General features: G+C 72.7%; 18 protein-coding genes. 9 read left to right on the plus strand and 9 right to left on the minus strand.

The window, feature by feature from the left end; genetic code table 11:
- Positions 1-2 precede the first annotated feature (2 nt).
- Entirely contained in the window at positions 3-587 is a 585-nt protein-coding gene (locus ACQP2T_RS20360; protein WP_433517687.1) for a TetR/AcrR family transcriptional regulator, read from the minus strand.
- A gap of 64 nt (positions 588-651) precedes the next feature.
- On the opposite strand from ACQP2T_RS20360, the gene ACQP2T_RS20365 reads away from it, so the two are divergent.
- The 4 genes from ACQP2T_RS20365 to ACQP2T_RS20380 are packed head-to-tail and all read left to right on the plus strand — an operon-like array spanning position 652 to position 6,355.
- A complete protein-coding gene (locus tag ACQP2T_RS20365; protein ID WP_433517688.1) occupies positions 652-2,220 on the plus strand; it encodes a carboxyl transferase domain-containing protein in 1,569 nt (522 codons plus the stop codon).
- Positions 2,221-2,240: 20 nt separating this feature from the next.
- A complete protein-coding gene (locus tag ACQP2T_RS20370; RefSeq protein ID WP_433519802.1) occupies positions 2,241-4,301 on the plus strand; it encodes a biotin carboxylase N-terminal domain-containing protein in 2,061 nt (686 codons plus the stop codon).
- A complete protein-coding gene (locus ACQP2T_RS20375) occupies positions 4,301-5,212 on the plus strand; it encodes a hydroxymethylglutaryl-CoA lyase (protein WP_433517689.1) in 912 nt (303 codons plus the stop codon). The genes ACQP2T_RS20370 and ACQP2T_RS20375 overlap by 1 nt, the downstream gene beginning before the upstream one ends.
- A 6-nt stretch (positions 5,213-5,218) precedes the next feature.
- Positions 5,219-6,355 carry an acyl-CoA dehydrogenase family protein gene (locus tag ACQP2T_RS20380; protein WP_433517690.1) on the plus strand — a complete coding sequence of 379 codons (1,137 nt, stop codon included), beginning with the start codon at positions 5,219-5,221 and terminating at the stop codon, positions 6,353-6,355.
- Here ACQP2T_RS20380 and ACQP2T_RS20385 read toward each other — a convergent pair.
- The 4 genes from ACQP2T_RS20385 to ACQP2T_RS20400 are packed head-to-tail and all read right to left on the minus strand — an operon-like array spanning position 6,352 to position 11,801.
- Complete coding sequence (locus ACQP2T_RS20385) at positions 6,352-7,116, minus strand: hypothetical protein (RefSeq protein WP_433517691.1); 765 nt, start codon at positions 7,114-7,116, stop codon at positions 6,352-6,354. The genes ACQP2T_RS20380 and ACQP2T_RS20385 overlap by 4 nt on opposite strands.
- On the minus strand, positions 7,113-8,681 hold the full coding sequence (locus ACQP2T_RS20390) for a serine/threonine-protein kinase (protein ID WP_433517692.1): 1,569 nt from the start codon (positions 8,679-8,681) through the stop codon (positions 7,113-7,115). The genes ACQP2T_RS20385 and ACQP2T_RS20390 overlap by 4 nt, the downstream gene beginning before the upstream one ends.
- Before the next feature lie 2 nt (positions 8,682-8,683).
- Positions 8,684-10,285 (minus strand): serine/threonine-protein kinase, encoded by a 1,602-nt coding sequence (locus ACQP2T_RS20395; protein WP_433517693.1) that lies wholly within the window; start codon positions 10,283-10,285, stop codon positions 8,684-8,686.
- A 4-nt stretch (positions 10,286-10,289) separates the two neighbouring features.
- Positions 10,290-11,801, minus strand: coding sequence for a serine/threonine-protein kinase (locus ACQP2T_RS20400; protein WP_433517694.1), 1,512 nt, complete (start codon positions 11,799-11,801; stop codon positions 10,290-10,292).
- 164 nt (positions 11,802-11,965) lie between these two features.
- Between ACQP2T_RS20400 and ACQP2T_RS20405 the strand changes: the two genes are divergently transcribed.
- From ACQP2T_RS20405 to ACQP2T_RS20415, 3 genes are all read left to right on the plus strand, one after another.
- On the plus strand, positions 11,966-12,901 hold the full coding sequence (locus ACQP2T_RS20405; protein WP_433517695.1) for a hypothetical protein: 936 nt from the start codon (positions 11,966-11,968) through the stop codon (positions 12,899-12,901).
- 109 nt (positions 12,902-13,010) lie between these two features.
- Entirely contained in the window at positions 13,011-13,445 is a 435-nt protein-coding gene (locus ACQP2T_RS20410; protein ID WP_225289643.1) for a GNAT family N-acetyltransferase, read from the plus strand.
- Positions 13,446-13,499: 54 nt separating this feature from the next.
- Positions 13,500-16,433 (plus strand): helix-turn-helix transcriptional regulator, encoded by a 2,934-nt coding sequence (locus tag ACQP2T_RS20415; protein ID WP_433517696.1) that lies wholly within the window; start codon positions 13,500-13,502, stop codon positions 16,431-16,433.
- A gap of 52 nt (positions 16,434-16,485) precedes the next feature.
- On the opposite strand, the gene ACQP2T_RS20420 is transcribed toward ACQP2T_RS20415, so the two are convergent.
- The 4 genes from ACQP2T_RS20420 to ACQP2T_RS20435 form a co-directional block, all read right to left on the minus strand.
- Positions 16,486-19,308, minus strand: coding sequence for a hypothetical protein (locus ACQP2T_RS20420; protein ID WP_433517697.1), 2,823 nt, complete (start codon positions 19,306-19,308; stop codon positions 16,486-16,488).
- Positions 19,309-19,391: 83 nt separating this feature from the next.
- The gene (locus tag ACQP2T_RS20425; protein WP_433517698.1) at positions 19,392-20,321 is read right to left on the minus strand and encodes a carbohydrate kinase family protein; all 930 of its coding nucleotides are present in this window, start codon (positions 20,319-20,321) and stop codon (positions 19,392-19,394) included.
- Positions 20,318-21,244: a pseudouridine-5'-phosphate glycosidase gene (locus ACQP2T_RS20430; protein WP_433517699.1), complete on the minus strand. Its 927-nt coding sequence runs from the start codon at positions 21,242-21,244 to the stop codon at positions 20,318-20,320. The genes ACQP2T_RS20425 and ACQP2T_RS20430 overlap by 4 nt, the downstream gene beginning before the upstream one ends.
- 100 nt (positions 21,245-21,344) lie before the next feature.
- Positions 21,345-22,361 carry a YeiH family protein gene (locus ACQP2T_RS20435; protein WP_433517700.1) on the minus strand — a complete coding sequence of 339 codons (1,017 nt, stop codon included), beginning with the start codon at positions 22,359-22,361 and terminating at the stop codon, positions 21,345-21,347.
- Positions 22,362-22,431: 70 nt separating this feature from the next.
- Here ACQP2T_RS20435 and ACQP2T_RS20440 point away from each other — a divergent pair, with 70 nt between their 5' ends.
- Together ACQP2T_RS20440 and ACQP2T_RS20445 are read left to right on the plus strand one after the other, a co-directional pair.
- The gene (locus ACQP2T_RS20440) at positions 22,432-23,322 is read left to right on the plus strand and encodes a LysR substrate-binding domain-containing protein (RefSeq protein WP_433517701.1); all 891 of its coding nucleotides are present in this window, start codon (positions 22,432-22,434) and stop codon (positions 23,320-23,322) included.
- A 42-nt stretch (positions 23,323-23,364) separates the two neighbouring features.
- A complete protein-coding gene (locus ACQP2T_RS20445) occupies positions 23,365-24,228 on the plus strand; it encodes an SDR family oxidoreductase (protein ID WP_433517702.1) in 864 nt (287 codons plus the stop codon).
- The last annotated feature ends 82 nt before the right edge of the window (positions 24,229-24,310 follow it).

A 24,310-nucleotide genomic window follows, 5' to 3' on the forward strand; every position in this document is an offset into this window, starting at 1 on the left:
TGTTAGTGAGCGTTAACCGAGGCCGCGATGGCGGCCCGGGCCATCGCGTGCAGGAGGAGGCGCATGGCGCGCGCGGGCAGTTCGCCCGCGCTGTGCGGCGTGGAGTTGAGCAGCCCGAAGACGGCGTGCGTGGCGGCCCGCAGGCGCGGGGGCGGGCACGACGGGTGCAGCTCGGCCAGCACGGTGACCCACTCCTCGACGTACAGCCGCTGCAGCCGCCTGATCTGCCGCCGCTCCGGCTCGGGAACGTTGCCCAGCTCCCTGTCGTGGACGGTGATCAGCGCGGGCTGTTCGAGCGCGAAGGTGATCTGCACGTTCAGGAGCGCGTCGAGCGTCTCCTCGGGCCCGCCGGGCGAGGTGACCGCCGCGGCGGCCGATTCGCGCAGCCGCGAGCTGATGCCCAGCAGCATCTCGGCGAGCAGCGCCTCCTTGCCGCTGAAGTGGCGATAGAGCGCCGGGCCCGAGACGCCGACGGCGCCGCCGATGTCCTCGATCGAGACGCCGTGGAAGCCGCGCGCGGCGAACAGGTTCGCGGCCGCGCCGAGGATCTCCAGGCGCCGGTTGCCCCGGCTCCGCGTCGTCGTCACGTCTCACATGGTAGACGGTTACGTTAATGATGACTAACATCGGCCTCATAACGGAGGGGGATACATGAGCGACTGGCCGGTGCTGAACTCGGCCGCGGACCCCGGAAGCGAGGCGTACAAGCACAACGCCGAGCTCAACGAGCGGCTCGCCGCCGACCTGCTGGAGCGCCTGGCCGCGGCCGCCGCGGGCGGTCCCGAGCGGTCACGGCAGCGCCACGTGGAGCGCGGCAAGCTGCTGCCGCGCGACCGCGTCGACGGCCTGCTCGACCCCGGCTCACGCTTCCTGGAGCTGTCGCCGCTGGCCGCCAACGGCCTCTACGACGACCAGGCGCCGGCCGCCGGGATCATCACCGGCGTCGGCCGGATCGCCGGGCGCGAGTGCGTGGTCGTGGCCAACGACGCCACCGTGAAGGGCGGCACGTACTACCCGATCACCGTCAAGAAGCACCTGCGCGCGCAGGAGGTGGCGCTGCACAACCACCTGCCGTGCGTGTACCTGGTCGACTCGGGCGGCGCGTTCCTCCCCAAGCAGGACGAGGTCTTCCCCGACCGGGAGCACTTCGGCCGCATCTTCTACAACCAGGCCACGATGTCCGCGCGCGGCATCCCGCAGATCGCCGCCGTGCTGGGATCGTGCACGGCGGGCGGCGCGTACGTCCCGGCCATGAGCGACGAGGCCGTCATCGTGCGCGACCAGGGCACGATCTTCCTCGGCGGCCCGCCGCTGGTGAAGGCGGCCACCGGCGAGGAGGTCACGGCCGAGGAGCTGGGCGGCGGCGACCTGCACGCCCGCGTCAGCGGCGTCACCGACCACCTGGCCGACGACGACGCGCACGCGCTGGCCATCGTTCGCGACATCGTCTCCACGCTGGCCCCGAGAGCCGAGCGCCCTTGGGACCGGGCCGAGCCCGAGGAGCCCCGCCACGACCCGCGCGACCTCTACGGCATCGTGCCCGCCGACACCCGCCGGCCGTACGAGGTGCGGGAGATCATCGCGCGGCTCGTCGACGGCTCGCGGTTCCTGGAGTTCAAGGCCGAGTACGGCGCGACGCTGGTCACCGGCTTCGCCCACCTGCACGGGCACCCGGTCGGGATCATCGCCAACAACGGCATCCTGTTCAGCGAGTCCGCGCTGAAGGGGGCGCACTTCATCGAGTTGTGCGACCGGCGGCGCATCCCGCTGGTGTTCCTGCAGAACATCAGCGGGTTCATGGTCGGCAAGGCGTACGAGGCGGGCGGCATCGCCAAGCACGGCGCCAAGATGGTCACCGCGGTCTCCTGCGCCAGGGTGCCGAAGTTCACCGTGGTGATCGGCGGGTCGTTCGGCGCGGGCAACTACGCGATGGCCGGGCGGGCGTACTCTCCCAGGTTCCTGTGGATGTGGCCGAACGCCCGCATCTCGGTCATGGGCGGCGAGCAGGCCGCGAACGTGCTCACCACCGTCGGCAACGCCGACGCGGAGGCCATCAGGGCGCAGTACGAGCACCAGGGCAATCCCTACTACTCCACGGCCCGGCTGTGGGACGACGGCGTGATCGACCCGCTCGACACCCGTACGGTCCTCGGCCTGGCACTCTCCGCGGCGGCCAACGCCCCGCTCGACCCCGTCGGCTACGGCGTCTTCCGGATGTGACCACGTTGACCACGCTGCCCATGTTCACCCGTGTCCTCGTCGCCAACCGGGGCGAGATCGCCGTCCGGGTCATCCGCACGCTGCGCGCGCTCGGCATCACGTCGGTGGCCGTCCACACGGCCTCGGACGCGGACGCTCGCCACGTCCGCGAGGCTGACACCGCCCTCCAGATACCGAAATATCTGGACATGGGGGCGATGGTGGCGGCGGCCGAGGCGTCCGGGGCGCAGGCCGTACATCCCGGATACGGGTTCCTCGCGGAGAACGCCGAGTTCGCCCGCCGGTGCGCCGAGGCGGGGCTGGTCTTCGTCGGCCCGCCGCCCGCGGCCATCGACGCCATGGGAGACAAGATCCGCGCCAAGGCCACCGTCTCGGCCGCCGGGGTCCCCGTGGTGCCGGGCGGCGCCGAACCCGGCGACTCGCTGCTGTCCTGGACGGACTTCCCCGCCCTGATCAAGCCGTCGGCGGGCGGGGGCGGCAAGGGCATGGTGCTGGTCCGTTCGGCCGCCGAGCTGCCCGACGCGCTGGAGTCGGCCCGGCGTACGGCCCGCTCCGCGTTCGGCGACGAGACGCTGCTGATCGAGCGCTACGTCGAGAACCCCCGCCACATCGAGATCCAGGTGCTGGCAGACACCCACGGCAACGTCGTCCACCTGGGCGAACGCGAGTGCAGCCTGCAACGCCGCCACCAGAAGATCATCGAGGAGGCGCCGTCCCCCTTCGTCGGCGCCGCGACGCGGGAGCGGATGGGCGCCGCGGCGGTGGAGGCGGCCCGCGCGGTCGGCTATGTGAGCGCGGGCACGGTCGAGTTCATCGTCGACGGCACGACCGGCGAATACCACTTCATGGAGATGAACACCCGCCTCCAGGTGGAGCACCCGGTCACCGAGCTGGTCACGGACCTCGACCTGGTGGAGCTCCAGCTCCGGGTCGCGGCGGGCGAGCCGCTGCCCTTCACCCAGGACGAGGTACGCCTCCACGGCCACGCCGTCGAGGCCCGCGTCTACGCCGAGGACCCGTCGCGCGGCTTCCTGCCCACGGGCGGCCGGGTGCTGCGCCTGGCGGAGCCGGGTGGCTTGGGGCTGGGAGAGAGCGGTGTCCGGGGTGGCCCGGGGCCGGCCGAGAGCGGCGTCCGGGTCGACTCCGGGCTGGTCGAGGGCGGTGTCGTGGGCAGCGAGTTCGACCCGATGCTGGCCAAGGTCGTCGCGTGGGCGCCCACGCGGGAGGCGGCCTTCCGGCGGCTCGACCAGGCGCTCGCCGAGACGGTCGTGCTCGGGGTGATCACGAACGTGCCGTTCCTGCGGGCGCTCGCGGCGCACCCGGAAGTGCGGGCCGGCGAACTCGACACCGGGCTGGTCGAGCGGGTGCTGCCCGCGCTGGTCCCGGCCGCCGACCCGCACGACGAGGTGCTGGCCGTCGCCGCGCTGGTCTTCCACGCCGTGCCTCAGGGCTCGGATCCGTGGGAGGTCGCGGACGGCTGGCGGGTCGGCGAGCGCGCGTGGACGGCATGGCGGCTGGAGTCGCGGGACGGCGTCCACACGATCCAGGTACGCGGCCTGCCCGAAAAATCAGCAGAAATCCGCATAAAGCCCCCAGGGTCCACAGCCTCAGGGGCCGCGACCGGTGCGACCGGCGGGGTCGTGCCCGGGGCGGCCGTCCCGGCCAGGCTCCTGGTCGACGGCGCCAAGCTGACCGTCACCCTGGCCGGCCGTACCCACCACTACACCCACGCCCGCCACGACGACACCCTCTGGCTGGGCAGGGACGGACAGTCCTGGGCCCTGACCCGCCACCGCATCGGCGACCCAGGCGACCGCCCCGGCGCCGCGCACGCGGGCGACGGCGTGGTCAGAAGCCCCATGCCCGGCACCGTCCTGGTCGTCAAGGCCCAGCCGGGCGACCAGGTGAGCGCGGGCCAGCCGCTCCTCATCGTGGAGGCCATGAAGATGGAACACACCGTCACCGCCCCCTGCGACGGACGGGTCACCGAGCTGCCCGTGCAGGCGGGCCAGCCGGTCGACATGGACGCCGTCCTGGCCGTCGTCTCGGCGGACGCGGCAGTCTCGGCGGGGGAGTCGTGATGCGCAGGCCGTACCCGATGGAGGGCCTTCCGCACCAGGTCACCGTCTACGAGGTGGGCCCGCGCGACGGCCTGCAGAACGAGTCCGCGATCGTCCCGGTCGAGGTGAAGGCCGAGTTCATCGACCGGCTCGCCGACGCGGGCCACCGGGTGATCGAGGCCACCAGCTTCGTCCATCCCACCTGGGTGCCGCAGCTGGCCGACGCGGAAGAGCTGCTCACCAGGCTCGACCGGCGGCCGGGCGTCCGCTACCCGGTGCTCGTCCCGAACGCGCGCGGCCTGGACCGGGCGCTGGCCCACGACGTCGAGGAGATCGCCGTCTTCGCCAGCGCCACGGAGACGTTCGCCGCCAAGAACCTGAACCGGAGCCTGGAGAGCCAGTTCGACATGTTCGAGCCGGTCGTGGCCAGGGCGCTCGACAACGGCGTCAAGGTCCGCGCGTACGTCTCTATGTGCTTCGGCGACCCGTGGGAGGGCCCGACGCCGATCGCGCAGGTCGTCGCGGTCGGCGAGCGGCTGCTCGGCCTTGGCTGTCACGAACTGTCGCTCGGCGACACGATCGGTGTCGGCACCCCGGGCCACGTGACCGCGCTGATCGAGTCGTTCCGCGATCCCGACCGGCTGGCCGTGCACTTCCACGACACCTACGGCCAGGCCCTGGCCAACACGCTGGCCGCGCTCCGGTCGGGAGTGACCGTCGTCGACGCCTCCACCGGCGGCATCGGCGGCTGCCCCTACGCCGAGTCGGCCACCGGCAACCTCGCCACCGAGGACCTGGTGTGGATGCTGCACGGACTCGGCATCGACACCGGCCTCGATCTCGACAAGCTCGTGTCCACGAGCACCTGGCTGGCCGAGCGGCTCGGCCGCCCCAGCCCCTCCCGTGTCGTCCAGGCCCTCGCGAAAGGCTGACCCGCCATGCTGACCGACGAGTACGAAGAGCTGCGCAAGACCGTCGAGGCGTTCGCCCGCGACGTGGTGGCGCCGGTGATCGGCGACTACTACGAGCGGGAGGAGTTCCCGTACGACATCGTGCGCCGGATGGGCGCGATGGGCCTGTTCGGCCTGCCCTTCCCCGAGGAGTACGGCGGCATGGGCGGCGACTACTTCGCGCTCTGCCTGGCCCTGGAGGAGCTGGCGCGCGCCGACTCCAGCGTGGCGATCACGCTGGAGGCCGCGGTGTCGCTGGGCGCCATGCCGATCTACCGATTCGGTACGCCCGAGCAGCGGGCGACCTGGCTGCCGGCGATGGCGGCGGGCGAGACCCTCGGCGCGTTCGGCCTGACGGAGCCCGGCGGCGGCTCCGACGTGCCCGGCGGCATGCGCACCACGGCCACGCTCGACGGCGCCGAGTGGGTGATCAACGGCACCAAGGCGTTCATCACCAACTCGGGCACGGACATCACCGGCGTGGTCGGCGTCGCCGCGCTGACCGGCGAGCGGGAGATCTCCACCATCCTCGTGCCGTCCGGGACGCCCGGATTCACGGTCTCGAAGAAGTATTCCAAGGTCGGCTGGAACGCCTCCGACACCAGGGAGCTGTCCTTCTCCGACTGCCGCGTCCCCGCCGCGAACCTGCTCGGCGAGCGCGGCCGCGGCTACGCCCAGTTCCTGCAGACGCTGGACGAGGGCCGCATCGCCATCGCCGCCCTCGGCGTCGGCCTGGCCCAGGGCTGCGTGGACGAATGCCTGCGCTACGTCAGGGACAGACGCGCGTTCGGTCACCCGATCGGCCACTACCAGGCCATCCAGTTCAAGATCGCCGACATGGAGGCCCGTACGCACACCGCCCGCCTGGCCTACTACCACGCGGCCGAGAAGATGCTGGCCGGGGTGCCGTTCAAGAAGGAGGCGGCGATCGCCAAGCTCGTCTCCTCCAACGCCGCCATGGACAACTCCCGCGACGCCACCCAGGTCTTCGGCGGCTACGGGTTCATGAACGAGTTCCCGGTGGGCCGCTTCTACCGCGACGCCAAGATCCTGGAGATCGGCGAGGGCACCAGCGAGGTGCAGCGCATGCTGATCGCCCGCCAGCTCGGCCTGGGTGACCTCTAGTTCGACGTGCCGAGCTTCTCGGCGACCGATCTGGCCACGTCCAGGGCGCCCTTGGTCAGCCGGCCCGCCGGATCCTCGGTGACGTGCCGCTGGTAGGTCACCTGGATCACCGCGTTGCTGACCCGGACGCCGGCGGTCGCGATGGTCGGCCCCTTGCCCGTGTCGCCGGGCAGCGTGTAGAGGGTGGTCCAGGAGGCGTCGCCGATGGGCGGCTCGGCGGGGGTGGAGGTCTTGGCGAGGAGTACGGCCTCCTGCCGCTGCGCGACGAACTGCTCGTGCGCCGCCGCCACGTCACCCGGGAAGACCTTCACGTACACCTGGAGCCGGAACTGCATGTTGCCCGGCATCCCCGACCCGGGCGCGAGCGTCGACCACTCGCACTCCTCGGCCTTGATCTGCGTCTTGTCCGGGAACAACGTCAGCTTCTTGACCAGGTCCTCGTCCGTGACCGTACAGGGGTCGACGGTCTTGGTGAACGTGGCGGCCCCGGTCGGCGCGGGCTCGCTCGTGGTGGCCTGCTCGCTGGGTGAGGGCTGACTGGCTGAGGGCTCGGCCGCCCGCGTGGTCTTGACGGGTACGGCCACGGCCTCCGGCTTGTCGGGCTGCCGGGTGAGCAGGAACAGGACGGTGAACAGCATGAGCACGACCACGGCCGCCGCCCCGCTCAGGATCGCCGGCGTCACCCGCAGCCCGGAGCGGGACTGCTGGGTGGGAGCGGTGCGCGGCACGGCCGCGGTGGGGAAGTCATTTTGCTGGTTCATCGCGCCTTCTGGAGGGTGTCGGCCACCGCGCGGGCGGTCTTGAGAGCGGTGTCCCGGAGTTGGGGGGTCACCTTCGTTCGCTTCGGATTGCTGGCCTCCACCTGGATGATCACATTGCTGACCCGCATCCATATGGTGGTCGTCGAGGTGTGGGTGATGCCGGCCTCGGTGTCCTGGGCGGCGGCCTCGTCGCCCGCGCGCACCGTCCTGGTGCGCGAGGTCGTCACCGTCTGCTGGCTGCCCGCCTTGCTGTCGCGGGACCGTACGGTCTGGGTGAAGGCGTTTTCGGCGGCCTTGACCGTGCCGGAGTACTTGACCTTGAGGTTGATGGACGGGCGCTCGATGAGCCCGATGGTGCCGACCGACCAGTAACATTCGCTCTCGTCGTAGAGGGCGGGCTGCCGGGAGTGGGAGCCGGGCAGGACGGTCTGCGCCTGGTCGTCGGTGAGCAGGGAGCACGCCTTCGGCGGCTGACCGAACTGGCCGTCGCCCCTGGCCGGTGCGGTCGGGGGCGCCGTGGTCGGAGAGGGTGCCGGGGTCTGGGGCGCCGTGGTCGAGGCGGGCTGGGCGACCGGAGTGGCCGGCGCCGTGATGGTGGGAGAGCCTCCGGAGCTGTTGACGAGTACGACCGCCGTGACCGCTACGGCCGTACCCACTGCCAGACCGCCCAGCACGAGCGGTGTACGGCGGCGCGACCCCGTCCGGACCGGGATCGTGGCGGGCGCGGTCTCGCGCGGCCGGATGGGCAGCGGGACCGCCAGCGACTCCAGGTGCGCCCTGATGGCCCGAGGGTGCGGACGGGCGGCGGGGTTGCGGTCGAGCATCGCCAGGAGCAGGCCGCCCAGCGGGCCCGCGTTGACGGGCGGCGGTGGCGGCAGAGTGAGCACGGCCGCGACGATCGCCATCGCCGAGTCGCGCTCGAACGGCGCCCGGCCCTCCGCGGCCAGGTACAGGGTGGCGCCGAGCGACCACAGGTCGGCCATCGGGCCCGCGGGCTCGCCGCGCAGGTGTTCGGGCGCGATGTAGCCGGGGGAGCCCGCGACGCCGCCGGCCTGCGCCGCGGCGGCGGCCGTACCCGCGCCGGGGACGTCGCCCGTGTGCGCGGCGATGCCGAAGTCGGTCAGCACGACCTCGCCGACATCGGTGATCATCACGTTTCCGGGCTTCACGTCCCTGTGCAGGATGCCGCGGTGGTGGGCGGCCTCCAGCGCGTCGAGCACGCGCAGGCCGATCGTGGCGACGTGGCCGGGCGGCAGCGGGCCGCGCGTCCTGACCAGCTCGCCCAGCGAGGTGCCCGCGAGCAGGTCCATGATGATCCAGGGCTGGCCGCCCTCGGAGATCACGTCGTGCACGGTGATGATCGACGGGTGGTTCAGCGCCGCCGCCGCCCTGGCCTCGCGCAGCGTGTCGATCAGGGCCCGCTGCTGGTCCTGGCCGGGCGGCAGGCGTACCTCCTTGACCGCGACCTCGCGGTGCAGCAGCTCGTCACGCGCCCGCCACACCGTGCCCGCGCCGCCCGCCCCGAGCGGGGCGAGCAGCTGGTAGCGTCCGGCGATCACGCGCATGGTCAGGAGGCCTTGGCGTCGAGGTTCGCGGCCAGGAACTTGGCCGCCCGCGCGGCCTTGTCCCGCAGCGTGGCGTCCTTGGCCACGTCGTGCACGAAGCGGAACTCGCCCACCATGTTGCCGGTGCGGAAGAGCACGTGTACCTCGGCCTCCGCCTTGTTGCCGAACTTCACCCGGGAGATCTCGTATGCGATGGCCTCCTCGCCCGCGCCGGGGATCTCGAAGACCTCGCCCTGCTTCTCGCCCGAGCCGCCCCTGCCCGCCTTGTCCTCGGCTTCCTTCCGCGCCCCCGCGACGTGCTCCTGCGCGAGCGTGGTCTCGTAGCCGTCGCCCTGCGGCGCGTAGAGCCAGAGCGTCAGGAAGACGCTCAGCTGCTTGCCCCCCGATGGGAGGCCCGCGGTGGACCACGCGCACCGGAACGTCGGGTCGGTCGAGGAGGTGATGAACGCGCCGACGAGCTGGGTGGCCTGCGCCCTGGTGAGCAGCTGGCAGGGCCGGGGGACCTTGGAGAACTTACCGGCCGGCAGTGTGACCGCGGGCGAGGGATTGGCGGAAGCCGAGGCCGTGGGCGCCGCGCTCGTCGGGGCGGCCTCGCTCGGCGCCGGTTTCGTGGTCCGTGCCGCCGCCGACGGCGTGGCCTGCGGCGGCGCGGCGGACGACCCCATGGTCAGGATGAGCGTGACCGCGACGACGAACGCCACGACCACGACCGCCGCCGAGCCGTACGCGGCCGTGCGCGAGACCACCCACGCGGGCGCGGGCGTCCTGACGGTGGGCACCGCGTGGCCCGCCGCCTGCTCCAGCCCCCGCCGCAGCGTGCGCACGTCCGGCCGGTGGGCGGGGTCCTTGGCCAGCAGGCCGAGCAGGAGCGGGGTGAGCGTGCCCGCTCGCTGCGCCGGCCTGGGCGCCTCGGTCATCACCGCGCCGAGCGTGGCCATCGCGGTGTTGCGCTGGAACGGCGGCACGCCCTCCACCGCCGTGTAGATCGTCGCGCCGAGCGAGAACAGGTCGGACGGCGGGCCCGGCGCGATGCTCTCGGTGAGGCATTCGGGCGCGGTGAACCCCGCCGTGCCCACCGGCACGCCGCCCTGCCCGCCCGCTTGAGAGGGCGCACCCGTCGGGGCGGCGATGCCGAAGTCGGACAGCAGGATGCGGCCGTCGTCGGCGAGCAGCACGTTGCCCGGCTTGACGTCGCGGTGGAGCAGGCCGCGCGTGTGCGCCGAGGCCAGCGCCGACAGCACGAACAGCCCGATCGAGGCCGCCCACGGCGCCCCCATCGGCCCGCCGGTCTTGACGACCTGGTCGAGCGAGCGCCCCCGGACCAGCTCCATGATGATCCACAGCTGGCCGCCGTCGTCGATCACGTCGTGGATGCCGACCACCGCGGGGTGCCGGATCCCGGCCGCCGCGCGGGCCTCGTGCAGCGTACGGTGGCGCAGCGCGGCCTGGTCGGCGGGGGAGAGGTTCGGCGGGAGCAGCACCTGCTTCACCGCCACCTCGCGGCCGATCATGGTGTCCTGCGCGCGCCAGACGATGCCCATGCCGCCGCGGCCGAGCTGTTCGAGCAGCTGGTAGCGGCCGCCCACGAGTCGCGGTTGGTTCATTGCCTCACTCCTGGCGGTTCAATGCCTCGGCCAGCCATCGCGCGGCGTCGCGTGCCCCCTTGCGCAGGGCGGCGTTGTCGCCGATCTTGTTGACGTTGACGTAGCCGATCTGGACGTTCACGTTGCTGAGCCGGAAGACCACGGTGATGTTCTCGGCGTTGCCCTTGGGACTGACGAGCTCGTAGCCGTACGCCTCATCGCCGATGCCGTCGATGTCCTCGACGTGGCGGCGCTGCTGTTTGATCCCCTTGGTGATGCCGACCTCTGGCCAGGTCCACGTGATCTCCGCTCCCTCGCGGGCGCCGTTGCGCCGGCCGATGTAGTCCTCCTCGGCGTCTTCCGGGACTGTGCTCCACCTCTCGGGCCCGCCGATGATGGCCAGCACCTCGACCGACAGTCCCTTGCCACGGGTGGTCCACTCGCACATGTCGCCGTCGCGCTTGCCCTTGCCCGCGCCGGGCACGAGCTTGGCGACCTGCGTGGGGGTGAGCAGCGTGCACAGGTTGACGGCGGTGGTGAACTTGGGGGTCTTCGCCGGCTCGGGTTCCTTCGTCGGTTTCTGGGTGGGGGTGGGAACGGCGGAGGTGGTGCGCGTCGCCTGCGTCACGGTCTCCGCCACGGGAGTCGCGGGGGTGTCCGCGGGCCGCAGGGCCACGAACGCCACCGTACCCGCCACCACCGCCGCCGCGACCACCGCGCCGCCGACGATGAGCGGCAGCCGGTTCGCGCGCCCGGCCATCGGCTGCGTGACCGCTATCGCGGGGCCGCCCTCCGCGACCCGCCGCAGCAGCTGCTCGGCCGCCTGCGGGGCGGGTCTCTGGTACGGGTCGCGGGCCAGCATCATCATCAGCACCGGCCCCAGGTTCCCGGCGCGCTGGGGCGGCCGGGGCGGCAGGGTCAGGGCGTCACGCAGCACCGACATGGGGGAGGTGCCGACGTACGGAGCCTGGCCCTCCACGGCCGCGTACAGCGTGGCGGCCAGCGACCACAGGTCAGACTCGGGCCCGCCGCGCTCGCCGCGCAGCCGCTCGGGGGCGATGAACCCGGGCGATCCGATCAGCAGCCCGGACTCGGTGATCGTCGCCTGGTCCTCCAGCCTGGCGATGCCGAAGTCGGTCAGCACCACCCGGCCGTCGTCGGTCAGGAACACGTTGGCGGGCTTGACGTCGCGATGTTGGATGCCGTGGGCGTGGGCGACGGACAGCGCCTCCAGCACCCGTAACCCGATCGCCGCCGTCCGCTCCGGCGACCACGGGCCCTCGGCGGCCACCGCGTCCTTGAGGTCACGGCCTCGGAGCAGCTCCATGACGATCCACGGCCGTCCGTCCTCGGACAGTACGTCGTGAATGGTGATGATGCCCGGATGCCGCAGCTGGGCGGCCGCCATCGCCTCGCGCATGGCCCGCTGAAGCGCCTCCGCGCGTTCGGCCGGGGCGAGAGACTGCGGGAGCAGTACTTCCTTGATGGCGACCTGGCGGTCGAGCAGCTCGTCGTGAGCCAGCCAGATGGTGCCCATGCCACCCTGACCGAGCGCCCGTAGCACTCGATAGCGGCCTGCGATTTTGGAATCTCCCAGACCAGGCACGTTGGAGACCATAGTGGGCTGACTTTCGGTTCGCTATATTTCCATCCCGGACGCGGCAACAGCATCCCATTCGTAATGATCCGCCGCGATGAGGGGTGACCATGATCCAGGGCCCGCAGGCACCGCAGGCACCGCCCGTTCCGCCGGCCTCGTACTGGCCGGACGGCGGTGGCGAGCGGCCCGTCTCGCCGAAGGCGCCCGGCTGGGCCAAGGGCGTGCTGGCGGGCGCCGCGGCGGTGGCGGTGCTGGGCGGGGCGCTCATCGCGGTACGCAACGTCGGCCAGGAGGCGCCTCCGGTCGCGCTGCCGTCGCCCTCGTTCGACCTGCCCTCCACGCTGCCCTCCGACCTGCCGTCCACGCTGCCGTCGACCCTTCCCTCGTCGCTGCCTTCGTCGTCCGGACTGCCTTCGGAGGCGGCTTCGTCGGGTCCGGCCGAGACGCCCGCGGCCACCTCCACCTTCCCGCCGCTGAAAGCGGTGCCGGAGGTGTGCGACCTGCTGCCCGCGAGCCTGACGACGCGGCTCGCGCCCAAGTCGCAGTCCGCGCCGGGCGTCCAGAAGGACGGGTACGGAGCGCTGCGCAAGGGCTGCGAGTGGACTCAGACGGCCAAGAACATCAAGAACGGCACCCTGGAATCGCGGACCATCCACCTGGCCGTCAACGTCTGGCCCGATGTCGCGGCCGCGAGGGATGACGCCGAGTTCAACTTCGGCTCGATGAAGGACATGGCGGGAACCAAGGAGGACAACCCCGGCCTGCGATACCTGAGCACGTACGGGGAGATGAAGGACTGGGACGGCGTCGGCGACGAGACCCACGCCATGTACACCGAGAACCTCAAAGGCACCACGAACGTCTGGGCCTACATCGTGATGGGCAACACGACGATCAACGTCCGCTACTTCGGCACCGACAACAAGAACGGTGACATCCTCGCCCAGGGCAAGGACACCGAGCCGGTCGCCGAGGACGTGCTCATGAAGGGCGCCCAGGAGGTCGCAGAACAGGCCGTCAAGGCGCTGACGAGCTGACCTGACCGGGCCGGCCCGCCGCCCTGAACGGGCTGACGAGCCGACATGACTCGGCTGACGGGCTGACCTGAGTGGACGGCGGCCACGCCACGACTTAAGGTCGTACGACATGACGTCAGACGATCTCCACATCAGGCGAGCGGAGAAGGCCGACGCGGACGAGCTGTTCGCCTTGGCGATGGAGTTCGGGCTGACCTTCAGGCCCGAGCGGGAGGCCTTCGACGCGGCGCTGCCGCAACTGCTGCGCGATGACGACGTCATGCTGATCGCGGCCGTGGTGGGCGGCCGGGTGCACGGTTATCTGCTGGGGTTCGTCCACCTGACGCTGTTCGCCAACGGGCCTGTCGCCTGGGTCGAGGAGGCGATGGTGCAGAGCGGGTCGCGCCGGCAGGGCATCGGGCGGGCGCTGCTGGTGGAGTTCGAGGCGTGGGCCCGCTCGCGGCAGGCCGGTTACGTGGCCATGGCCACGCGGCGGGCGCCCGAGTTCTACCACGCGCTGGGCTACGAGGCGTCGGCGACGATGTTCAGAAAGATCCTCCGTTAGCGCCTGATCAGGCCCGGGGCCGTTTCTGTCGCCGCCGGATGGCATTCTTGGGGCGTGAGCATCCACGCGGTGAGCCCGCTCTTCGTCGGCCGCGCCGGCGAGCTGAGCGCGCTCGAGCGGGCGCTGGCCGGCGCCCGGACCGGTGCGGCGGCCACCGTGCTGGTCGGCGGCGAGGCGGGCGTCGGCAAGACGCGCCTGGTCAGGGAGTTCGCCGACCGGGCGGGCGAGGCGATGGTGCTCGTCGGCGGCTGCATGGAGCTCGGCACCGAGGGCCTGCCGTTCGCCCCCTTCACCGCGGTGCTGCGCGGGCTGGTGCGCGAGCTCGGCCGCGACGGCGTCGCGGCGCTCGTGCCGGGCGGCACCACGCGCGGGCTGGCCCGGCTGCTGCCCGAGTTCGGCGAGCCCGACGGTGACGGTTCCGAGGCCCGCGCCCGGCTCTTCGAGCAGCTGCTCGGCCTGCTGGAGCGGCTGGCGGAGGACCGGCCGGTCGTCCTGGTCATCGAGGACGCCCACTGGGCCGACCGCTCCACCCGCGACCTGCTCTCGTTCCTGGTCCGCTACCAGCGCTCCGGCGTACGGCTGCTGATCGTCGTCACCTACCGCGCCGACGAGCTGCACCGCACCCACCCGCTGCGCCCGCTGCTGGCCGAGCTGGGCCGCGTCGACTGGGTGGCCAGGCTGGAGCTGCGCAGGCTCACCCGCAAGGAGGTCGTCGAGCAGGCGGCGAGCATCCTGGAGCGCGAGCCGTCCGGCTCTGACATGGACCTGATCTACGCGCGCAGCGAGGGCAACCCGCTGTTCGTCGAGGCGCTGCTCAGCGAGTCCGGCGTCGGTGAGGCGCTGCCCGAGTCGCTGCGCGACCTGCTGCTCGCCGGCGTCGAGCGGCTGCCCGACGACACCCAGGAGCTGCTGCGCGTGGCCAGCGCGGGCGGCCAGCGCATCGAGCACGACCTGCTGTCCGCCGTCGCCGGGCGGGACGACGTGGCGCTGTCCAACGCGTTGCGGCCCGCCGTGGCCGGCAACGTGCTGGTCGTCGACGGCGAGGGCTACTCCTTCAGGCACGCGCTGATCCGCGAGGCGCTCCACGACGACCTGCTGCCGGGCGAGCACACCCGCCTGCACACGCGCTTCGCCGAGGCGCTGGAGCGCGACCTGTCGATCCTGCCCGTCCCGCGCGGTGCGATCGAGCTGGCCCACCACTGGCACGCAGCCCACGACACCACGTGGGCGTTGATCAGCGCCTGGCACGCCGCGGCCGCCGCCCGCCGCTCCGCCGCCTATGACGAGCAGCTCAGGATGCTGTCCCGGGTGCTGGAGCTGTGGGATCAGGTGCCCGACGCCGTGGAGCGCATCGGAGCCGACCACGTCGAAGCGCTCAGGCAGACGGCCACGGTCGCTCACCTGGCGGGCGAGTACGAACGCTCGATCGCCCTGGCCACCGCCGGGCTCGCCGAGATCGACGAGACGGCCGAGCCGGCCAGGGCCGCCAGGCTGCTGCGGCAGCGGGGTCTCACCGGTTACGACCTCAGCCGGCCCGGTCATGTCGACGACCTGCGCCGGGCGGCGTCGCTGGTGCCCGCCGACAAGCCGAGCCGGCTGCGGGCCCAGGTGCTGGAGAGCCTGGCACGCATGCTCTACGACGACTGGCAGGAGAGGATCTCGACGGCTCAGCTGGCCATGGAGCTCGGCCACGAGGTAGGCGACGCCAACACCGAGGCGCACGCGCTGATCAGCCTGACCTGGGCGCGCTGCCAGTTCTCCGACATCGACACCTATCTGGACGGGTTCGCCGAAGCACGCCGCATCGCGGCCACGGCCGATGCCCACAACGCGATGCTGCGCGGCGCCATCTCCGAATCCGACGTGCTGGAGGGCGCCGGCCGACACGAACGCGCCGCGCAGGTCGCCCGCGACGGCATCGCCGAGGCCGAACGCTATGGCGTGGCGCGCACTTCGGGCACGTTCCTGGCGATCAACCTGGCGGAGCCGCTGGTGTCGCTCGGCCGTTGGGACGAGGCGCTGAAGGTGATCGAGCAGGCCCTGGAGCTCATGCCGCCGCCGCCTTACCGGGCCAGCCTGCAGGGGCTGGCCTTCGAGATCGAGCTCGCGCGCGGGCGGGTCGATCGGGCCGGGGAGTTGTTCGCGGCCTCACGCAGCGTGCTGGTGCGCGGGCGCTTCCGCGACCAGAGCGTGCTGCCGCACGCCCGCAGGGAGGTCGAGCTCCTGCTGGCGCGAGGGCGCCCGGACGAGGCGCGTGAGGCGGCCGCCCGGACGCTGCGTGAGCAGGATCTGCTGGCCAGCCCGCGTTACGCCTGGCCGCTGCTGGTGACGTTCGCGCAGCTGGGCGGGGACCTTGTGGGGGAGTTGCGGTCGGTCGCGGGGCGGCTGGAGGCTGAGGGCGCCTGCCAGGAGGCGCACCGGCTCACGTTCATGGCCTTGACGGGGCTGCCCGAGTCCGAGCTGGGGTCCGGTTCTGGCTCGGGCGTCGGATCCGAGTCTGATCCCGCGGCCGGTCTCGATGGCGCGTCCTGGCGGCTCAAGGCGTGGGACGCGGCGGTGGCGGCTTGGGCGGAGCTACGGCAGCCCTACTCCGAAGCCCGGACCCTGGAGGGTGCCGCCCGAGCGGCGCTGGAGGCCGGTGATCGGCAGGGGGCGGGGGTCAGACTGGCGAGAGCCTGTGAGCTGGCCGAGCGCCTCGGTACGGCGCCGTTGGCCGAGCGGCTGGACGCGTTCGCGCGGCGGGGTCGTGTCGCCGTGGCCGACGAGCCGGCGCCCGACGGGCTGCCGTTGGGCCTGACGGCGCGCGAGCTGGAGGTGCTGCGGCACGTGGCCGAGGGGCACAGCAATCGGGAGATCGCGGGGGAGCTGTTCATCTCGGTGAAGACGGTGAGCGTGCACGTCTCCAACATCCTGGCCAAACTGGGCGTCGCCTCCCGCGGCGAGGCATCCGCGGTGGCCCATCGGATCCGCCTCTTCACCGACGACTGACCGGCACACCGCTTGGCCTCTGCGGGGCAAGCGGCGTACCGGGCGGTTGTGGTCAGCCGGTGAGCTGGGCTTCCAGGCGGTAGCCGTCGACCGTGACGTACACCTGGTCGCCGGGGCGGGCGTTGAGGCGCATGAGGACCGGCTGGAGGGAGTCGAAGACCGGCTGGTGGCCCTGCCAGACCAGGACGATCGCGTTGTCGCCCGGGCCGGTCACCGACAGGAGGGTGCCGGGGCGCATGCCGAGCTGCGTGGCGTACCCCTCGGGCACCGGGACCGGGCCGCCCCGGAGGTGTTCGTTGGTGACCTCGATGCGCTGCCAGCGGCGCGGGTCCGAGGAAGGGCCCGGCAGCGGCGGCGGTGGGGTGGCCGGAGTGCCCGCGAGCGTGGGGGGCAGCATGCCGGACCGGCCGCCCGACAGTGCGGAGAGTGTGGCGAGGGCCGCCGACGGGTCGATGGCGTTGCTCTCGGCCGAGGGGATGGGCTGGCCGCCCCTGTGGTGGTGGCCGTTGGCCCCGGGGGTACGGCGGGGGAGCGGCTGGGCCGGTGAGGGGGCGGACGCCACGGGGTCCGACGTCTCCGGCAGCGCGTCGAACCACGCCTTGGCCGAGTGCGCGCGGATGCCAAGCTCGCTGAGCAGCTCCACCACGTCGGCGTCGGCGGGCTGACCGGCCAGCAGCTGCCTGGTACGGGCCTGCAGGCCGTGCAGGTCGCCTACCACCAGCCAGCCGTCCTGGAGGCGGCGGTCGGGCATGAGGGTCACGAGGACGCGCCAGAGCGGAGTGCGCAGCGACGGCACCATCACCGGGTGCGCCGGGTCGGCGCCGATGAGCTGGTCCTGCGTGGCGGCCGCGCCGAGCCACTCCGTCAGCCGGAACATGTGCCCGGTGACCGGCGCCGACTCCGACGAACGCAGCCAGTGCAGCACGCGTTCCTCGGCCGTCCGCTGCGCCTGGGAGAGCGCGTCGCGGTCGACGAGCATCTTGTGGGCGAGCGTACGCAGGCTGACGGGGTCTTCGGCGAACAGGCGGTGTACGGCCACCGCGAGCGCCAGCTTGTCCAGGCTGCGGAACAGGCTGTCGACGACCCGGACCATGGCGTGGTCGGTCTCGGAGGGCGCGGGCGTCGCCGGCGCGGGTGTGTCGTACGCGCCGCCGAGACCCGGAACGTTTGTCACCGGGATAGAGACGTCACCGGTGTGGCTGGAGGAGTCCGCGTTCGGGGTGCGGGGCGTGGCGCCCAGGTCGCCTGGGAAGGCGCCTCCGGGGCGCGATCCCGTGCCGGCTCCGGTGGATGATCCGTTGCCTGAGGGCGTTCCGGTGCCCGCGAGTGGCCCGACAGCGGGGAACGAGCCGGTGCCTGTGACGGACCCGACCGCAGGGAAGGAGCCGGTGCCGCTGACGGACCCGTTGCCCGCGGGCGTTCCGGTGCCCGCGAGCGGGCCGGTGGCGGGGCGTGGCCCGGTGTGGGGTGTTCCGCCGGGGAGGCGGTCGGCGCCCGGGAGAGCACCCGGCTGGGCGCCCGGTTGGGCTGTCCCGCCAGGACGGTCGGCACCGGACCGGGGGTCGGTGTGCGGGCCACTGGGCGGCAGTTGACCGCCGGCGGGCGACGTACCGGCCTGAGGGCCGCTGGTGGGGTGCGAGCCAGTGTTCGGGCCGACGGTCGAATGCGGACCCGTGTGCGGACCGGTGGCAGTGGGGTGCGGGCCCGTGTGCGGGCCGACGGTGGGATGGGGACCGGTGTGCGGGCCGGTGCGCTCGGGGTCCGCGTTGCCGGGAACGTTGGCACCCGGAAGTGCAGTGCCCGAGGCGGACCCGACCGCTGGGAAGGAGCCGGTGCCTGGACCGTTGGCCGGGAGGCCGGTGTTCGGGAACCCGCCGCTCTGCTGGCCACCGCCCTGCTGTCCAGTGCCCGGGGCACTGGTGCCGGGGAAGAGGCCGCCCTGCGGGGCAGTGCCGGGGGGATTGGCGCCGGGGGCGTTCGTGTCCTGGCGGGCGGCCTGGGGGCCGGACTGAGGTTGTGGAGCGGACAGGGGCTGTCGGCCGGCCGTGGGCGACGGGGTGCCCTCGTTCTGCGCCGGGAATGAGCCGGTCTGGCGGGCGGCCCCGCCCAGAGCGGCGAAGGAGCCGGTCTGCGGCCCACCCTGGTCAGGGAAGGAACCCGATCGCGGGGCCCCCTGGACGGGAAAGGAGCCGGTCTGGCGGGGAGAGCCACCGTTGTCCTGGGCCACGGCCGGCTGCGGGCCGGTGTGCGCCGGGCTCTGGCCCGGACCCCCGTCGCGCTGGCCGGGGACCGTGCCGCGCTGAAGCGGGCGGGTCACCTCTGGGTGGCCCTGTCCCGGATGGGCGGCGGGCTGGCCCTGCCCGGGATGGGCGGGCTGGCCCGGCCGGGTCTGTGCCGGGTGACCCTGCTGTGCGGGCGGTGCGGGCTGGGCGGCGGGCTGGCCGGGTTCGCGTTGGACCGGGATGCGGCTGAGCACCTCGCGGAACACCGAGCCGATCACCACTTCGGGCGTGGCCGACGGCGTTTTCAGGTCGCCGGGCGACAGGCGGCGCAACCGCTGCCAGCCCCCCAGGCCGGTGATCGCCGTCCTGGTGGCCTCCGGCCAGCCGGGCAGCGCCGGGTCGATGGGGTGCACGGTCAGCGCGGGCAGCACGTCCGACAGGGCGAGGTGGTCCCAGCGGGCCGAGGCCAGCAGGGCGAGGCGGTCGCAGATCCAGTCGAGTCCGGTCGTGTTGAGCGCCCTCGACAGAGCGACCGATGACCACCACCCGGCGGGCAGGCGCGGGTCGCCCAGCGCCTCCGCGATTTGCTGGGGACGGCTCCAGCGCAAGGCAGGGACCAGGTCGCTCAGGCAGATCGATGACTCGACTTCCATCGGCGGACCTTATCCTCCCCAGTGAGCCGCGTGATGCCACTCAATACGCATGTGGTTCATGGTGCAGCCTACGCGGCAAGCTATCAATCGGTGTGAATAGGGTAAAGAAGGTTCAGCTCCAAACCGTACCGTGGCCGACCGCCCACCAGGGCCACGCACTCGGCTCCGGCCCGGCATCCGGCGTCCAAAGACTGCCCTTCACCGGCACCGTTCAACCTCGCTGTGAGATATCCCGCAGCGAACGCGTCGCCCGCTCCCGTCGAGTCGACGACCTCGGCTGGAACCCCCGCTGCCGCCGCCGTCACCGTGCCCTCCGAGGCCGCCAGAGCACCCTGGGGTCCCAGCTTGACGATCGCGGTGCCGTACCTCTCGCTGAGGAGCTCGGCGGCCCGCTCGGGCGTCTGCGCGCCGGCGAGCAGGAGGGCCTCGTCCCGGTTGGGGATGATCAGGTGGGCGGGGGCGGATTCGCGCAGGAAACGAGCGACACCGAACTCCCGCAGGAAGCCGGCCGAGGCGGGATCCATGCTGACGGTCACCCCGGCGGCGCGGGCCTCGGCCATGGCGATCCTGGCCAGCGCCAGCCCCGCCTCCGCGAAGAGCGTGTAGCCGGACAGGTGCAGCCGGCCCACGCCGTCGAGCAGTGAGCCGTCCCAGTCCTCGGCGGAGATCTGACCGCCCGCGCCCCGGTTGGTGAGGAAGGAGCGTTCCCCGGTCCGGTCCACCATGGCGATCACGATCGCCGTCGGATGGTGGGGATCGACGCGTACGTGCGGGCGTACCCCGGTCTTGCGCAGTTCGGCGGTGTGCCACTCGCTGCTGTCGTAGCCGAGCCGGGCCAGCAGCCGTACGTCGGCGCCCAGGTGGGCGGCCCAGGAGGCGGTGTTCGCGCCCGAGCCGCCGGGACGGAGCACGATGTCGGCGGCCGTGTCGGTGCCCGACATGACCGGAGTGTCGTGCAGGGCCACCACATCGGTGACGACGTCGCCGATGACGAGGAGGCCGCCGCCGCTCACGCTCGGGACCAGGAGAGCGCGATCTGGGCCGCGAGGGCGACGTTGCCGCGGACCGCGGCCAGGTTCGCCTCCAGGGAGGCGCCGCCGGTGCCGCGTACCAGGTAGCCGAGCAGGAACGGGGTGATCTTCTGCCCGGTCACGCCCTCGGTGTCGGCGGCGGCCAGCGCCTCGCTCAGCACGCGGTCGTGCAGCGCCGGATCGAGCTGCCGGTCCACCGGGATGGGGTTGGCCACGATCAGCGCGGTCTCCTGGCCGCCGAAGGCGTCCTGCCCGCGCATGATGGCCGCGGCCTCGTCGGCCGACTCGATCCGCCAGTCGATCGGCTCGCCGGAGGAGTGCAGGTAGAAGCCCGGGAAGGTGTCCGTACGGTATCCCGCCACGGTCACGCCACGGGTCTCCAGGCGCTGGAGGGTCGCGGGCACGTCCAGGATCGACTTGACCCCGGCGCACACCACGGTGATGCGGGTACGCGCCAGCGTGTCGAGGTCGGCCGACTCGTCCTGCGCCTGAGTCCAGCCCCGGTGCACGCCGCCGAGCCCGCCCGTGGCGAAGATCCGGATGCCCGCACGGGCGGCCAGGAACGAGGTGGCCGACACGGTCGTCGCGCCGCTCGCCTTCAGCGCCGCCGCCACCGGCAGGTCGCGCTGGCCCAGCTTGCGCAGGCCCGACTCGGTGGCGATGCGTTCGAGCTCCGCCTCGTCCAGGCCCACGCGGGCGACGCCGTCGAGCACCGCGATCGTGGCCGGTACGGCGCCCGCCGCCCTGACGATGTCCTCCAGCTCCCGGGCGACCGCCAGATTGCGCGGCTGCGGCAGGCCGTGCGAGATGATCGTGGACTCCAGGGCCACGACCGGAGCGCCGGTGGCAAGGGCTTCGGCGACCTCGTCGGACGGCCGGAGGATGGGGTCGGCGGCGCTGCGCATGTGGGTTTCGTGCTCCTTCGTAGGACGGCTTGGTGGAACGGTGTATTTTACGAAGTTCGTTCCGGATAAGCACGTTACGGAGGAGGACGTCCGCCGGTGATCACACGAGCAGCATGGCACCCGCGAGCGAGATGGTCCCGATCAAGCCGGTGGCCATGGCGCCGAGCAGTAGCGTCCGCCCGTCCTTGATCAGCGCGCGGGCGTCGATCCCCGTGCCGAGGCCGAACAGGGCGGCGGCCATGAGAACGTTCGTGAGCTGGGGAATCACGGTGGTCACGGCGGCGGGGACCAGGCCGCCGCTGCGGAGCGCGACCATGGCCAGGAATCCGGCCACGAAGAGCGGGATGACCGGCGGGCGCTTGGTGTCCGGCCGGGCGTGGTCATGGCGGCGACGGTACGAGGTCAGGGCGACGATCGGGGCGAGCAGGATGACGCGGCCCAGCTTGACCGTGACGGCGGTGGCCAGCACGCCCGAGGCGGCCCCGATCGCCGCCACCTGAGCCACCTCGTGCACCGCCGCCCCGGCCCACACCCCCAGCTGAGTGGCCGACAGCCCGAGCCAGGAGGCCGCCAGTGGCACCACGGCGATGGCGGCGGTGCCGTAAAGGACCACCACGCTGAGCGCGCCGGCCGCGTCCTCGTCGGAGGAGCCGTCGGTGCTTTCGCGCATGGCCGCGATCGCGGCGGCGCCGCAGATCGAGACACCGGTGGCGACCAGCAGTGACGCGCCCGGCGTGAGGCCGAGTCGGCGGCCGATCAGCGGAGTGAGGGTGAACGTGACGCCGGTCGCCACCACCACGATGGCCACCGTCCGCCACCCCAGCGCCAGCACCTGCGGCACCGCGATCTGCAGGCCGAGCAGCACGATCGCGATACGCAGCACCCGCTTGGCGACGAACCGCAGGCCGGGCTTGAGCCGCTCGCCGACGCCCACCAGGTTCGCCAGCGCCGCGCCCGACACCACGGCGATGGCCGCGGGGCTGAGCACGGGCACGAACCGGTTCACCACCAGCGCGAACACCACCGCCAGCGCCGCCGCGCCGACGCCGGGCAGGCGATCGTCCCGCAGGCGATCACCGGGCGGACGATCATGCGGTGCGCGGGTGGTGAAGTTCATGATCCCAGTGTTCTGAGCGCCGGGAGGGCTCGGTAGCCACGCGTTGCCTGGTAGGTCATAGCCTTGGGCTATGAGTACGCTGCCGGATCTCGACTCGCTCAAGCTCCTGGTCGACGTGGGCGAGCTGGGCAGCCTCGGGCAGGCGGCCAAGGTCGCGGGCATCGCCCAGCCGTCGGCCAGCAAGCGGATCGCGTACCTGGAGCGCCGCCTGGGCCTGCCGCTGCTGGAGCGTACGCCGCGCGGGTCCACACTGACCGCCGAGGGCAAGATGGTGGCCGGATGGGCCGCACAGGTGCTGGCCGCCGCCCAGGAGTTGATGCGCGCCGCCCAGGCGGTACGGCGCAGCGAGGCGGCCCATCTGCGGGTGGCGGCGAGCATGACGGTGGCCGAGTACCTGGTGCCGCGTTGGCTGGGCGAGCTGCAGAACCGCGAGCCTGACGTGCAGGTCGGCCTCGACGTGGTGAACTCCGCCGACGTCGCCGCCCGGGTCCTGGCCGAGGAGGTGGAGCTGGGCTTCGTCGAGGGTCCGAGCGTGCCCGAGGGGCTGGCCAGCCGGGTGGTGGGCACCGACCGGCTGGTGGTCGTGGTGGCGCCTGGGCACGCCTGGGCGCGGCGCCGTACCGCGCTGATGGGGGCGGAGCTGGCCGCCACGCCGCTCGTCGTCCGCGAACCCGGCTCGGGCACCCGGGAGACGCTGGACGTGGCGTTCAAGAGCCTGCACCGGGCCAGCCCGCGCCTGGAGCTGGGCTCGAACTCGGCCGTCAAGGGCGCCGCCCAGGCCGGGGCGGCGCCCGCGGTGCTCAGCGGGTACGCCGTGGAGGCGGAGGTGGCCACGGGCCGGCTGGTGGAGGTGCCGCTGGCCGGGATCAACCTGGTCAGGAGCCTGCGCGCGGTGTGGCGCCGCGGCCGCTCACTCGCCGCTCCGGCCGCCACCCTCCTGGCGATCGCCAGCCGCCCATGAGGACACTTGTCACCGAGAGCACCCGACCGGAAAGGTCCGCACATGACCAGCCCGTCCAGCCACACCGCCGGCGCGAAGCTCGCGGTGACCGGTGTCACCGGCAACCTCGGCGGGCGCGTCGCCCGGCGGCTCGCCGCCGCCGGCAGCCCGCAGACCATGGTGGTCCGCGACCTGGACCGGGCGCCGCGGCTGCCCGGCGCCACCGCGGCTCGCGGCGGTTTCGGCGACCGTGACGCCCTCCTGCGGGCCCTGGACGGCGTCGACCGGGTCCTGATGGTGTCGGCCTCGGAAACCCCCGACCGCCTCCGGCAGCACCGCACCTTCGTCGACGCGGCCGCCGAGGCCGGAGTCGACCACCTGGTGTACATCTCCTTCTACGGCGCCGCCCCCGACGCCACGTTCACGCTGGCCCGCGACCACTGGGCCACCGAACAGCACATCCGCGCCAGCGGCCTGGCCTTCACCTTCCTGCGCGACAACCTCTACGCCGACTTCACGCCGGCCCTGGTCGGCGACGACGGCGTCATCCGCGGCCCCGGCGGGCAGGGGCGAGCCGCGGTCGTCGCGCAGGACGACATCGCCGACGCCGCCACCGCCGTCTTGCTCCACGCTCCCGAGCACGCCGGAGCCACCTACGACCTGACCGGCCCGCAATCGCTCACCCTCGCCGAAATCGCCGCGACCCTGTCGCGGACCACGGGCCGTGCCATCACGTACCACCCCGAGGGTGTGGAAGAGGCATACCGGTCCCGCGCCTCCTACGGCGCCCCGGACTGGCAGCTCGACGCCTGGGTCTCCACCTACACCGCCATCGCCAACGGCGAGATGGACGGTGTCAGCGACGCCATCCCTCGCCTGACCGGCCACCCCGCCAACCCGCTGGCCGACGTCGTCTCAGGTACCTAGAGCTTGCGCATGGTGACGCAGGCCGTGTGCTCGCTCGTCATGCCCCGGACTCTACGAGAGCGATCACTATGTATGGTGCCGG

Origin of the sequence: Nonomuraea sp. CA-143628 (assembly GCF_050942315.1) — a bacterium.
Classification (GTDB): Bacteria; Actinomycetota; Actinomycetes; order Streptosporangiales; family Streptosporangiaceae; genus Nonomuraea.

Excerpts from the sequence above, each read along its gene's own strand:
- ACQP2T_RS20390 (WP_433517692.1), bottom strand. The coding sequence starts at position 8,681 with ATGCGCGTGATCGCCGGACGCTACCAGCTGCTCGCCCCGCTCGGGGCG.
- ACQP2T_RS20440 (WP_433517701.1), top strand. The coding sequence starts at position 22,432 with ATGAGTACGCTGCCGGATCTCGACTCGCTCAAGCTCCTGGTCGACGTG.
- ACQP2T_RS20395 (WP_433517693.1), bottom strand. The coding sequence starts at position 10,285 with ATGAACCAACCGCGACTCGTGGGCGGCCGCTACCAGCTGCTCGAACAG.
- ACQP2T_RS20400 (WP_433517694.1), bottom strand. The coding sequence starts at position 11,801 with ATGGGCACCATCTGGCTGGCTCACGACGAGCTGCTCGACCGCCAGGTC.
- ACQP2T_RS20380 (WP_433517690.1), top strand. The coding sequence starts at position 5,219 with ATGCTGACCGACGAGTACGAAGAGCTGCGCAAGACCGTCGAGGCGTTC.
- ACQP2T_RS20430 (WP_433517699.1), bottom strand. The coding sequence starts at position 21,244 with ATGCGCAGCGCCGCCGACCCCATCCTCCGGCCGTCCGACGAGGTCGCC.
- ACQP2T_RS20370 (WP_433519802.1), top strand. The coding sequence starts at position 2,241 with ATGTTCACCCGTGTCCTCGTCGCCAACCGGGGCGAGATCGCCGTCCGG.
- ACQP2T_RS20385 (WP_433517691.1), bottom strand. The coding sequence starts at position 7,116 with ATGAACCAGCAAAATGACTTCCCCACCGCGGCCGTGCCGCGCACCGCT.
- ACQP2T_RS20435 (WP_433517700.1), bottom strand. The coding sequence starts at position 22,361 with ATGAACTTCACCACCCGCGCACCGCATGATCGTCCGCCCGGTGATCGC.
- ACQP2T_RS20445 (WP_433517702.1), top strand. The coding sequence starts at position 23,365 with ATGACCAGCCCGTCCAGCCACACCGCCGGCGCGAAGCTCGCGGTGACC.
- ACQP2T_RS20365 (WP_433517688.1), top strand. The coding sequence starts at position 652 with ATGAGCGACTGGCCGGTGCTGAACTCGGCCGCGGACCCCGGAAGCGAG.
- ACQP2T_RS20375 (WP_433517689.1), top strand. The coding sequence starts at position 4,301 with ATGCGCAGGCCGTACCCGATGGAGGGCCTTCCGCACCAGGTCACCGTC.
- ACQP2T_RS20410 (WP_225289643.1), top strand. The coding sequence starts at position 13,011 with ATGACGTCAGACGATCTCCACATCAGGCGAGCGGAGAAGGCCGACGCG.
- ACQP2T_RS20420 (WP_433517697.1), bottom strand. The coding sequence starts at position 19,308 with ATGGAAGTCGAGTCATCGATCTGCCTGAGCGACCTGGTCCCTGCCTTG.